Consider the following 10,408-nt stretch of genomic DNA (forward strand, 5'->3'; position numbering starts at 1 on the left):
GCATTATCCCTGCCGGTCGTCGCCCATCACCGCGGCCTGAGCCGCGGTGATGAGGTTGACGGCCTCGTTGCGACTCAGCGACGCCAACACCGGCGCGACGTTGCGCATCATCTCGCCGACCATCAAAGTCGGCCCGTTGCCCAGGTTTTCGAAGGCTTCGGCGATCACCTGCTCGACGCTGTCGGCGTCCGGCGGCGCGGTGTCTTCGGACTCCAGCAGCCCGCGACTGTGTTCGAGGCGGCGCAGGGCGGGCGTGTTGGTCTTGCCGAGAATCAGACCGAGCACGTCGACGCCGGAATCGTGGAGTTCGCTCCACAGCGCTTCGGTGAAGACCATGTCGAACGCCTTGCTGGCGCCGTAGGCCACCATGTTCGGTCCGCCGGCCAGTCCTGCGCCCGAGCCGAACAGCACGATGCCGCCACGGCCGCGCTCGACCATCGCCGGGGCGAAGTGGTGGCACAGCTGCATGGGCACCACACAGTTGCGGTGCACCATCGCCTCCGCGGTCTCGATCGGGTTGGCCAGAAACGGCTGGAAGTTCGGGTCGGCTCCCGCGCAGTAGACCAGAAAGCCCACCTCGAGATCATCGGTGGCTCGGGCGATCTGCTTCGCCGCGTCGGCAGCAGCGAGATCGATGGCCAGCGTTCGGGTTTGCGCCCCCGTCCGCTCGGCGATCCCGGTGGCAACCTCGTCGAGCACAACTTGGCGGCGCGCCAGCATCGCGACGTTGACACCACGCGCGGCCAGCCCTTCGGCGAAGGCCGCGCCCACCCCGTCGGACGCCCCGGCCACCAGAGCCCACGGACCGTACTTGGCTGCGAACGTCACGACGGATCGCCCACCGCGGCCACCCGCACCTGGGTGAACCGACGCCGCGCCACCCGCCAACCGTCGTCGCCGCGAGTCAACCTGTCATCGTAGAAGCCGGCGGCGTTGACTCCGGAGTTGCTGTCTCCCATCATGATCAACGCATCGACATAGGTTCGCGACTCGGCGTTGTCGCCGTCGACGGTGATCACCTGGTTGCTCAGCCGGTGCATGGTGTGTCCGGCCATGGCATGTACCTGCCGCATGAACTCGGTGACCTCGTCGACGCCTTTCCACGATCCGATCTCGCCGTAGTCCAGTTCGCAGTCGTCGGTGAACACCGTGCGAAACAGTGTCCAGTCCCGGCGATCGATACCCGTCGCATAACGGACCAGGACGTCGGCGATGTCTTGCCGGTCTTCGCGCTCGGTCACTCCACGTCTCCGTTCGGGTGGACGATGATTCGGGCTGGGCCCGTGGACTTTCGCGCCGAATCGAGGGCGGCAGGCACCTCGTCGAGACCGACGATCGCTCCGATGCTGGGCAGCGGATCGAGCCGGCCCGCGGCGATCGCGTCGAGGGTGCCATACCAGTCCTGCGGGTGCGGGCCCCCGCCGAATTGGATGGTGACACCCTGCCGGGTCACGTCGGTGATGTTCAGCGTGTCCCCGGTGTACCAGCCTCCGGCGCAATAGATCCGGGTTCCCATGTCGGCGGCGTCCACGATCTTCTGGATCAAGCCCGAGGCGCCGACGCACTCGAAAACGACCATCGGACCCCACCTGCCGCGTTCGGCCCGCAGCTCGCGCCACACGTCGAACGGAGAGCGTTCAGCGGGGTCGACCGCAACATGCGCACCGAAGCTGTCGCACGCCAGCCGCGCACGCTGAGAGTTGTAGTCCGACACGATGATCGGCTCGATCCCCCGGGCGGCCAGCGCCGCGACCGCCGACAGCCCGATGGCGCCGGCTCCGATCACCACCGGTATCTCTCCAGGCTCCATCCGCGCCGAGCGCACATAGAACTCGCCGACCGCGAAGGCGTCGGTCAGGGCCGCGGCATCGCTGGACACGTCGCCGGTCACCGGCTTGGCCAAGGACTCACCGACGACGACCAACTCGCCGAAGCTCCCCTGAGCATCCGGGTGCTGGCCGATGATGCGCACTCCGTCGGCGCCACCGTTGACCGCGCGGATGGGAATGGACGTGACGCGGGTGCCGACCGGATATTGGTCGGTGCAGCCCGGTCCGTGCCCGATGACTTCGCCGACGAACTCGTGGCCCAGCACGACGTCGCGATCGGCGTCATACAGCGATCGGCCGGTCGGGTCGTCGATCCCCATCTCCGGGTGGTCCATGAAGTGCACGTCCGACGCGCAGATCGCGGTGCTCAGCGTGCGCAGCAGCAGCTCGCCCGGGCCGGGCACCGGATCGTCGACGGCCCGGACATCGAGCCGACCGTCGCGCAACACCACCGCCCGCATCGCGCACTCCTCCGGGTTGACAGATAGTCGAATATTCGAGATAAGATCTCGACAATCAGAGGGCCACAGTAAGAAGCCCGGCGGAAGGAAGTCAAGACATTCCCGCGTCACCCCCGACCGCGCGCGTGCTCGACGTGGTCGAATTGCTCGCCGGCACCGCCGAATCACGTCTGCGGTTTTCCGACGTGGTGCGCGAACTCGGACTGACTCAGGCCACCGCGCACGCCATCCTGGCCACGCTGGGCGAGCGGGGCTGGGTCAGCCGCGACCCGGTCGACAAGACCTACGCGCTGGGCCCGGCACTGGCGGTGGTGGCGACGCGAGTCCAGACTGCCCGGTCGCTGGCCCATCGTGCCCGGTCCGCGGCACTCGAACTTGCCGACGAATTCGGTTATGCCGCTTCGGTGTTGGAGCGCAATGGCGACACCCTGGTGATCACGTCGTTCACGGAGGACGGCCGGCGGTCCGGCGGAGCGCCCGGCGAACGCATCCGCTACGCCCCGCCGTTCGGCGTCGCGTTCGCCGCGTGGGACACACCCGAGGAGCAGCGGGCCTGGATCGGGCGGGGTGGGGCCACCAGCCCGGCGCTCACCCGTCGGCTCGAAGAAGTGCTGGCCCGCACCCGGCGGCGGGGCTTCGACGTCGATTGCACGACGCCGGCGCTGACCCAGGCCGCCCACGTGATGGGGACACTGCCCAGCGACGGACTTCCCGACCACGTCCGCGAGATCACCGATCAACTGCTCGTCGAGTTCACCACGATCGGCTTTCTGCCCGATGACGACACCGCCCTACGGGATCAGCCGGTCGCGACCATTGCCGCTCCGGTCTTCGATCACCGGGGCCGGGTGCCGATGATCGTGGCCGTCCATCCCTTCACGGCGCTGTCCCGTCGACGGATCGACACCGTCGGGCAGCGCGTCGCTCAGGTGGCCGAAGCGATCAGCGAGCGCTGACGAACTGCACTTTCACGGTGAAGTTGATAGATCGGCTAATTACTTGCTAGGCTAACTAAGTACGTCCCGACTAGCTAAGGAGCACGCCATGCCGCGCACCGATAACGACACCTGGGACCTCGCAACCAGCGTTGGAGCAACAGCCACGATGGTTGCCGCGGCCCGGGCCGTCGCCACCAAAGCCGACAACCCGTTGATCAATGACCAGTATGCCGAGCCGCTCGTGCGGGCCGTCGGCGTCGACTTCCTCACCCGATGGGCGGCCGGAGATCTCGACATCACCCAGGTCGACAGCGACGACTCCACGTGGAAGCTCCAGCAGATGCCCGACGCGATGGCCGTTCGGACCCGCTTCTTCGATGCGTTCTTCCAGGATGCGACGCAGGCCGGCATCCGGCAGGCGGTGATCCTGGCCTCCGGCCTCGACGCTCGTGCCTACCGGCTGGAGTGGCCGGCCGACATGACCGTCTTCGAGGTCGACCAGCCCGAGGTGATCGCATTCAAGACCGAGACCCTGTCCGAGCTGGGTGCCAGCCCGACGACCGACCGCCGCACGGTCGCCATCGACCTGCGTAACGACTGGCCGGCCGCCTTGACCGAGGCCGGCTTCGACCGGAGTCGACCCACCGCGTGGATTGCCGAAGGATTGCTCGGCTACCTGCCACCGGAGGCTCAGGATCGCCTGCTGGACAACATCTCCGCGCTCAGCGCCGACGGCAGCCGGCTGGCCACCGAGGCCATCCCGGATGTCAACGACATCGACCGCGACAAGGTCCGCGAAATGATGCGGGCGGCCACCGACAAATGGCGTGCCAACGGATTCGATCTCGACTTCGACGAACTCGGCTATCAGGGTGACCGTAACGACGTCGCCGGGTACCTCGACGGGTTGGGTTGGCAGTCGTCCGGTCGGCCGATGAGCCAGCTGCTGGCCGAGCACGGTCTGCCGCCGGTTCCGGAGTCCAGCGACTCGGTATCGGTGGGCGACACCGTCTACTACACCTCGACCAAGTGACACAGGCTCCGCAACGTCGCAGGTTCAACGAGGCCGTCACGCGGTTCTGGGGCGTCGCCGCCCCGGCCTACAACCTGCCGTTCCTACAGCAGTGGGTCTACCGCCCGGCGCACGACGAGGTGGTCGCGCAATTGCGCGACCACCAGTCGGCGCGGGTGGCCGATGTCGCTTGTGGCACAGGCATCCTGGCTGACCGCATCCAGCGCGATCTGCATCCCGGCGAGATCTACGGCGTTGACATGTCCGAGGGAATGCTCAAGCAGGCCTACTCCCGGTCGAGTGATGTCGACTGGCGGCGAGGCCCGGCCGAGCAGTTGCCCTTCGACGACGAAGCACTCGACGCCGTGGTGACGACGTCGGCGTTCCACTTCTTCGACCAGCCGGCCGCTCTGCGTGAATTCCACCGCGTCCTGGCACCCGGCGGACTGGCGGCGGTGTCGACAATGAGCGCCCGGCAGCCGCTGTTGCCGGGTAGCCATTGGACACCGGCGCACAACCCGACCCCCGCAGAAATGCGGCGACTGTTCGAGGACGCCGGTTTCACCATCGTCGAGCAACACCGTGTGCGCCGCCCGCTGTGGACCCGACCGATCTCCGACCTGTTCACCGCCGGCATCAAGAGCTGAGCAAGTCCGTCGGCGTGGCGTCGGCAAATCGCTTGTGGCGCACACCACTCCAGGTAAGTTGTCAGCTGGCTTACGGGAGGGCATGTGCGCCGTGCATCGACGATCGACCGACGCCGCTGCCGGCGCTCACTTCTTGTGTTCGTTCTGGCCGTGATCGCGCCGGGACTCATCGGAAGTCTCACCGCTGCGGCGAACGCTGATTCGACGGTCGCCGTCAAGGCCAGGACGCCGCGCACCTACGATCCTGATCTGAGCTCGCAGGATGGCTTTTACGATGTGGGCGAACGACTCACACTGGTATGCCATGCCCGGGGCCAGCGGGTGAAGGGCTTTAACAGCGTCGACATCCCGGGTGGCTGGGACGACCTCTGGTATCGGACGTCCGACGGTCACTACGTCGCCGACGTCGACATCGAAACGCACACGCTGGAACCGCTTGGCCCCGAATGCAATTGGCCGTCCACACCGAGCGCCATCACGAAAGCGAATGCCGCGGTCGCCAAGGCGAACTCGGCCGTCGGCACCGACATGTTCGGACCGCAGGGCTGCGGGAAATTCGTCGCCTGGTCCTACGGAGTCGCGGGACTCGGCGTCAACACCGCCAAGGAGTTCCGCAACAAGCTCGCCTCGCAGGGGCGCATCCACCTGGACGAAAACTTCCCGCGCGGAGCGCTGGTGTTCTCGGAGAACCCGGTGGACGGCGGGGCGGGTCACGTCGACATCGCCCAGGGGGACGGCACATTCGTCTCCGGTGGCATCCTGGCGTCCTACCCGGGCCTGGCCGGTGCCGGTCACAATGTCCAGGTGATGAACACCTACGATCCGACGCCGGGCGCCAACTTCCTGGGCTGGGCGGAAGCACCGTGGTGAACTCCGGTCGCGATCGTCAGCCGAGATGATCGGCACCGACGGCTGACGCCTGCCAGGCCTCGCCGAAACTCCACACCGCGACACCAAGCAGCACAACGTCTTTGAGCAGGAACTGGCCGGGCAACGCCGACAGCACCGGAATCGGCCCAACGAACCGACTGATCACTCCGGGAGTGTTGAACAGGAAACTCAGCGTCCCGCAGAACAGCACGACGGCCAACGCGCTGCCGATTGCCGACAGCCTGGCGGACAGCGGCCTCGCGGTGATCAGAACAGCGGCCACGATCTCCATCGTTCCGAGACCGCGCGCCACCGTGTCCACACTGAACACGTCGTACACCCAACTCATCAACGGGCTGTGCTCGATCAGCACCCGGCTTTCCATCTTGACGTACTTGCCCGCCCCGATCCACGCCAACGCCAGTGCTAGTCCATACCTGCCGATGACGTGACCCAGCGCTACCGACCGCTCCGGCATCGACACACCTGGCCCCCTCCGCACCCACACGCACTGTCCTGCAGGAGAACGGATCACGGCTTCGTTCGGTTCACCGTCCGCTGCACCGCGCGGTCGTCCCAGTGGTCGTAGTCGACCACTTCACTCAGCGGGCGCCGACGGACGGGGCCGTGCTTGCCCTTGGGCCAGCCGATCACGATGTGCCCGGCCACCATCCAGTCTTCGGGCACCCCGACGGCGTCACGCAGCAACTGCTCACCGCCGTAGGCACCCCAGCTGGTCAGACACGCGCCGAGACCCTGGGCGCGGGCGGCCAGTAGAAAGTTCTGCATCGCCGGAAAGATCGAGCCGCCCAGGAGCAGCTCCGAGGCGGTCGGAAAGTGCTTCTGCGCGAACAGAATCGACGTGAACTCGCCGGCCCGGTCGTGCAGCTCGTAGGTCGCACGGTTGGTCCGGGCACGGCGGCTGCCGTCGTCGTCGGCCGGTCGGCTCATGCCGTAGACGGGCTCGATGACCTGCAGAGCGCGCGCCGCCGCCTCGGCCACGACCGCCCGCTGCTCGGGTGAGCGCAGCACCACGAAGCGCCACGCCTGCGCGTTGGCCCCGGAGGGTGCCCACATCGCCGCCTGCAGGCATCGTTGCAGCGTCTCGTCGTCGACCGGCTGGTCGGTGAACCGCCGGATCGTCCGCGCGGTCGACATCGCCTCCCAGACGTCGCTGGTCGCTCCCGGCATGCCGTCTCCCTTCCGGTTTCGGTTACCGGAAGAACTTACTGCCGACCTTCAGGAGCGCGGTGGGCGCTGGTCGTTGGGGTCGTTCGGATCGGGTTCACCGAACCATCGCGACGGCTCGTGCTCGCCGTAGGTGTCATGCCAGTCCCACCATTCGTACGGCGGGCCCTGCGGGTAGCCCTCGGGCGAGTCTTCCCAAGACTCCTGACGGCCCAGCGGGGTCATGTCCAGCAGGCTCCAGGTGTTTCCCAGCACCTCGTCGCCGCGGCCGTTGACGAAGTAGGTCCGGTAGATCCGGTCGTCGTCATGAATGAACACGTTGGTGCCGTGCCACTCGTGCACGCCGAAGTCCTTGTCGAAGTCGTCGGTGAGCGAATACCACGGCATCCGCCATCCCATCCGCTCCTTCAGCCGGTCGATGCCCGGCTGCGGAGCTCGCGACACGAACACCAACGTGGTGTCGCGGGCGTTGAGGTGCGCCAGGTTGCCGATGTGGTCAGCGATCATCGAGCAGCCTCGGCAACCGTGGTCCGGCCAACCGTCGATGTCGGGACCGACGAAGGCGCGATAGACCAGGAGCTGCCGCCGGCCCTGGAACAGCCCCGGCAAATCGACCCTTCCGTCGGGACCCTCGAATTCGTAGCTCTTGTCGACCAGCAGCCACGGCATCCGCCGTCTCCGCGCCGCCAGCGCGTCGTGTGCGCGCATCACCTCCTTCTCTTTGACCAGCAACTCCTGGTGGGCCGCCGACCACTCCTGCGCCGACACGACCGGGGGCGTGTTCATCTGCTCTGCTCCTTTCGGTTTCAGTTGGTCACCGACAGCGCCGACAGGCCCGCGGCCGTCAGCAGGTACGAGCCGTGCTCGGGGTGCAGGCCGGTGGCGAGTTCCACGATCGAACGGCCGACCTCGCCCGCGGTGAGCACGGGTCCGCTGTTCGCGAGGAATGTCGCGACGTCGACGCCTTGGCGTTCGGCGTACGCCGCAACCGCTGTGGCGCCCAGGTCTGTCTCGGGCGTCAACCGCGGCAGCACGGAGATGAACCCGATCCCCAGCCCGGCTCGCTGTGACTCGATCGCCGCATAGTCGGCGACGAACTTGACGGCGGCCTTGGCGCCCGCGTAGCCGCCGCTGAGCGGTGAGCCGTTGACCGCGGCGCCGCTGGACATCACAATCACCGAACTCCCCGGCGCCAGCGGGAGGCGCAGTGCCGCCCGGCTCCAGTGGAACGCCTGTGCGACGTCGACGTCCCAGTTTTCGCTGAAGGTCTGCCACGTGTGGTCCTGCAACGGGCGCATCGTCGGGCTGGCCCCGGCGCACAACACAACGGTGTGCGGTCGGTACTGCTCCACGAGCCGATTTGCTGTCTGTGGATCGGCGACGTCGGCCCGCACCGCGGTGAAGGAGTCGCCGAGTCCGTCGGGATTCGCCTCGCCACGAGACACGCCGACGACGTGCGCACCCGCGCCTGCCAGCGCCGTCGCGATGGCGCGGCCGAATCCACGACTCACGCCGGTCACCATCGCTGTGGTGCCGGCCAACGCCGCGGTCTGGTGATCAAACGGTTGATGAAGGGTCATAGTGGGTTCGATACGCCGCAACGCCGAAATTCATCGCCGCAGGACCGATGAATTTCGCGGGCCGGACGTATCGGTATTCGTCGAGGGCTCACCGCCCGAGATAGGAGAACCACCGTGCCCGCTCAGAGCGATTTCATCGAGCAGGCGGCGCCGTATCGCGGCGAGTTGATCGCACACTGCTACCGCATGCTCGGCTCGGCACACGACGCCGAGGATCTCGTGCAGGAGACCTACCTGCGGGGCTGGCGGGGATACCCGGCTTTCGAGGGGCGGGCCGCGCTGCGGACGTGGCTGTACCGCATCGCGACCACCGCCTGCCTGCGCGCGCTGGAAGGCCGGGCGCGGCGGGTGTTGCCCGCAGGGTTGGGCTCCGGTTCCGACGACGCGGACGCCGATCTCGGGGCCCCCGGTGGTGGCCGGGACTGGCTCGAACCGCTGCCGGACACAGTGACACCCGAATCCGCGGTCAGCGCGCAGCACAGTGTGCGCCTGGCGCTCGCCACCGCCCTGCAGGAACTTCCGGTACGACAGCGCGCGGTGCTGATCTTGCGGGACGTGGTCGAGTTCAGTGCCGCCGAGGTCGCGGAGCTGCTGGACACCACTCCGGCAGCGGTCAACAGCGCACTGCAGCGGGCGCGGGCGCACCTCGCCGAGCTCGCCCCCAGCGAAGAGGCGGCGGCCGAACCCGAGGACGTGAGACACCGCGAGCTGCTCGACCGGTACTGCGCGGCTTTCGAGAACGCCGACCTCGAAGCGCTCACCGATCTACTACAGGCCGATGTCCGGCTCGAGATGCCGCCGTTGCCCACCTGGTTCACCGGCCGCGACGCGGTCACCCGCTTCCTGGCCCGCCGCGCCTTCGCCCCACCCGGCGACATGCTGCTGGTGCACACCTCTGCCAACGGACAGCCCGCCGTGGCTGAATACCGCCGCGCCGACGACGACGTGTTGCGCGCACACTCGATTCACGTCATCACCACCGGCGGCGCGAAGATCGCCGCAATGGTGGTCTTCCTCGATCCCGAACTGTTCTCCGTTTTCGGGCTACCGCCGACACGCTGATCCGCTTTGGCAGCAAATAGGCCCTCGGCTGCTTAGCCTTAGGCCTCCGGGGGACGACCGCACCATGAAGGAGCCGTGATGTCCCTCGCCCCGTTCTCCCGTCGCGCCGTGGTAGGCGGGATCGCCGCCGGCGCCCTGCTCTGTTCCGCCGGCCAGGCCGCGGCCGACCCGGCTCCGCGGCCTCCCAACTGCTCGGCCGCAGACGTCGCCGGCGTCGCCGCCGGTGTGGCGACGGCACTGACGACGTACCTCTACACCCACCCCGATGTCAACGTGTTCTACACCGGTCTGCAGGACCAGCCGAAGGACGAGATCGGCAGTCAGGTGCAGAACTACTTCAGCACCAACCCACAGGAAGAAGCGGACCTCGAAAGCATCCGGCAGCCGATGACAGACATCCGGGAGCGCTGCCACTGGACGCCGTTGCTCGGACAGAGTGCCGCATGAGGCGATGGATCGCCGCGACGGTTGCCGTGACCGCCGTCGCGTCGAGCTACCTCGTGCCGGCGACCAATGTGGCGAGCGCTGACGTCTGCGCCAGCGTCGGCAGACGGGTGTCGGTGAGCGGATGCACCAACCTGGCCGAGGCCCCGCCGCCGGGTGATTACGCGCCACTGCCGGGGGATTTCCCGCCCCCTCCGCCACCGCCGAATGTGAACGTCTGCGTCGGTGTCGGCCGTCGCATCCACGTCAGCGGGTGCACCTAGCCGCTGCTGCCGTGATTCCTTCGCTCAGCTGTACTCAGGCGTAACACGTACGCTCGTCTCACGGGGACGTCAGCGATCTCCCCATTTCGTCGTACAGCCAATGCCGCCGGATAG

The 10,408-nt window shown here is 67.5% G+C and carries 14 protein-coding genes; 7 read left to right on the forward strand and 7 right to left on the reverse strand.

The annotated features are described in order from the left end of the window. Window positions 1-3 precede the first annotated feature (3 nt). The 3 genes from ACZYW1_RS10625 to ACZYW1_RS10635 are packed head-to-tail and all read right to left on the reverse strand — an operon-like array spanning window position 4 to window position 2,290. On the reverse strand, window positions 4-828 hold the full coding sequence (locus ACZYW1_RS10625; protein ID WP_463785568.1) for an SDR family NAD(P)-dependent oxidoreductase: 825 nt from the start codon (window positions 826-828) through the stop codon (window positions 4-6). Next, window positions 825-1,241 (reverse strand): nuclear transport factor 2 family protein, encoded by a 417-nt coding sequence (locus ACZYW1_RS10630; RefSeq protein ID WP_463785570.1) that lies wholly within the window; start codon window positions 1,239-1,241, stop codon window positions 825-827. Before ACZYW1_RS10630 ends, ACZYW1_RS10625 begins: the two co-directional genes overlap by 4 nt. Beyond that, window positions 1,238-2,290: a zinc-binding dehydrogenase gene (locus ACZYW1_RS10635; protein WP_463785571.1), complete on the reverse strand. Its 1,053-nt coding sequence runs from the start codon at window positions 2,288-2,290 to the stop codon at window positions 1,238-1,240. Before ACZYW1_RS10635 ends, ACZYW1_RS10630 begins: the two co-directional genes overlap by 4 nt. Before the next feature lie 125 nt (window positions 2,291-2,415). Between ACZYW1_RS10635 and ACZYW1_RS10640 the strand changes: the two genes are divergently transcribed. The 4 genes from ACZYW1_RS10640 to ACZYW1_RS10655 all read left to right on the forward strand — a co-directional run bounded on the left by ACZYW1_RS10640 (window position 2,416) and on the right by ACZYW1_RS10655 (window position 5,757). Further along, window positions 2,416-3,246: an IclR family transcriptional regulator gene (locus ACZYW1_RS10640; protein WP_463785573.1), complete on the forward strand. Its 831-nt coding sequence runs from the start codon at window positions 2,416-2,418 to the stop codon at window positions 3,244-3,246. 88 nt (window positions 3,247-3,334) lie between these two features. After that, a complete protein-coding gene (locus tag ACZYW1_RS10645) occupies window positions 3,335-4,261 on the forward strand; it encodes a class I SAM-dependent methyltransferase (protein WP_463785575.1) in 927 nt (308 codons plus the stop codon). Then, the gene (locus tag ACZYW1_RS10650) at window positions 4,258-4,887 is read left to right on the forward strand and encodes a class I SAM-dependent methyltransferase (RefSeq protein ID WP_463785577.1); all 630 of its coding nucleotides are present in this window, start codon (window positions 4,258-4,260) and stop codon (window positions 4,885-4,887) included. Before ACZYW1_RS10645 ends, ACZYW1_RS10650 begins: the two co-directional genes overlap by 4 nt. Window positions 4,888-4,971: 84 nt before the next feature. After that, window positions 4,972-5,757 carry a hypothetical protein gene (locus tag ACZYW1_RS10655; RefSeq protein ID WP_463785578.1) on the forward strand — a complete coding sequence of 262 codons (786 nt, stop codon included), beginning with the start codon at window positions 4,972-4,974 and terminating at the stop codon, window positions 5,755-5,757. Between the two features lie 16 nt (window positions 5,758-5,773). Here ACZYW1_RS10655 and ACZYW1_RS10660 read toward each other — a convergent pair whose 3' ends face one another. Genes ACZYW1_RS10660 through ACZYW1_RS10675 form a run of 4 tightly spaced genes read right to left on the reverse strand, consistent with a single transcriptional unit; the run spans window position 5,774 to window position 8,525 of the window. Continuing rightward, a complete protein-coding gene (locus ACZYW1_RS10660) occupies window positions 5,774-6,235 on the reverse strand; it encodes a DUF417 family protein (RefSeq protein WP_463785580.1) in 462 nt (153 codons plus the stop codon). A gap of 53 nt (window positions 6,236-6,288) precedes the next feature. Beyond that, window positions 6,289-6,948, reverse strand: a complete 660-nt coding sequence (locus ACZYW1_RS10665; protein ID WP_463785581.1) for a nitroreductase family protein — start codon at window positions 6,946-6,948, stop codon at window positions 6,289-6,291. Between the two features lie 48 nt (window positions 6,949-6,996). Continuing rightward, the gene (locus tag ACZYW1_RS10670) at window positions 6,997-7,731 is read right to left on the reverse strand and encodes a DUF899 domain-containing protein (protein WP_463785583.1); all 735 of its coding nucleotides are present in this window, start codon (window positions 7,729-7,731) and stop codon (window positions 6,997-6,999) included. Window positions 7,732-7,751: 20 nt separating this feature from the next. Then, window positions 7,752-8,525: an SDR family oxidoreductase gene (locus ACZYW1_RS10675; RefSeq protein ID WP_463785585.1), complete on the reverse strand. Its 774-nt coding sequence runs from the start codon at window positions 8,523-8,525 to the stop codon at window positions 7,752-7,754. 114 nt (window positions 8,526-8,639) lie between these two features. Between ACZYW1_RS10675 and ACZYW1_RS10680 the strand changes: the two genes are divergently transcribed. From ACZYW1_RS10680 to ACZYW1_RS10690, 3 genes are all read left to right on the forward strand, one after another. Continuing rightward, entirely contained in the window at window positions 8,640-9,587 is a 948-nt protein-coding gene (locus ACZYW1_RS10680; protein ID WP_463785587.1) for a sigma-70 family RNA polymerase sigma factor, read from the forward strand. A gap of 78 nt (window positions 9,588-9,665) precedes the next feature. After that, window positions 9,666-10,034: a hemophore-related protein gene (locus ACZYW1_RS10685; RefSeq protein WP_463785589.1), complete on the forward strand. Its 369-nt coding sequence runs from the start codon at window positions 9,666-9,668 to the stop codon at window positions 10,032-10,034. Beyond that, on the forward strand, window positions 10,031-10,294 hold the full coding sequence (locus tag ACZYW1_RS10690; protein WP_463785591.1) for a hypothetical protein: 264 nt from the start codon (window positions 10,031-10,033) through the stop codon (window positions 10,292-10,294). Before ACZYW1_RS10685 ends, ACZYW1_RS10690 begins: the two co-directional genes overlap by 4 nt. Window positions 10,295-10,408 lie beyond the last annotated feature (114 nt).

Source organism: Mycobacterium sp. IDUB_36, from assembly GCF_055419225.1.

Excerpts from the sequence above, each read along its gene's own strand:
- ACZYW1_RS10635 (WP_463785571.1), bottom strand. The coding sequence starts at position 2,290 with ATGCGGGCGGTGGTGTTGCGCGACGGTCGGCTCGATGTCCGGGCCGTC.
- ACZYW1_RS10645 (WP_463785575.1), top strand. The coding sequence starts at position 3,335 with ATGCCGCGCACCGATAACGACACCTGGGACCTCGCAACCAGCGTTGGA.
- ACZYW1_RS10660 (WP_463785580.1), bottom strand. The coding sequence starts at position 6,235 with ATGCCGGAGCGGTCGGTAGCGCTGGGTCACGTCATCGGCAGGTATGGA.
- ACZYW1_RS10665 (WP_463785581.1), bottom strand. The coding sequence starts at position 6,948 with ATGCCGGGAGCGACCAGCGACGTCTGGGAGGCGATGTCGACCGCGCGG.
- ACZYW1_RS10670 (WP_463785583.1), bottom strand. The coding sequence starts at position 7,731 with ATGAACACGCCCCCGGTCGTGTCGGCGCAGGAGTGGTCGGCGGCCCAC.
- ACZYW1_RS10675 (WP_463785585.1), bottom strand. The coding sequence starts at position 8,525 with ATGACCCTTCATCAACCGTTTGATCACCAGACCGCGGCGTTGGCCGGC.
- ACZYW1_RS10685 (WP_463785589.1), top strand. The coding sequence starts at position 9,666 with ATGTCCCTCGCCCCGTTCTCCCGTCGCGCCGTGGTAGGCGGGATCGCC.
- ACZYW1_RS10690 (WP_463785591.1), top strand. The coding sequence starts at position 10,031 with ATGAGGCGATGGATCGCCGCGACGGTTGCCGTGACCGCCGTCGCGTCG.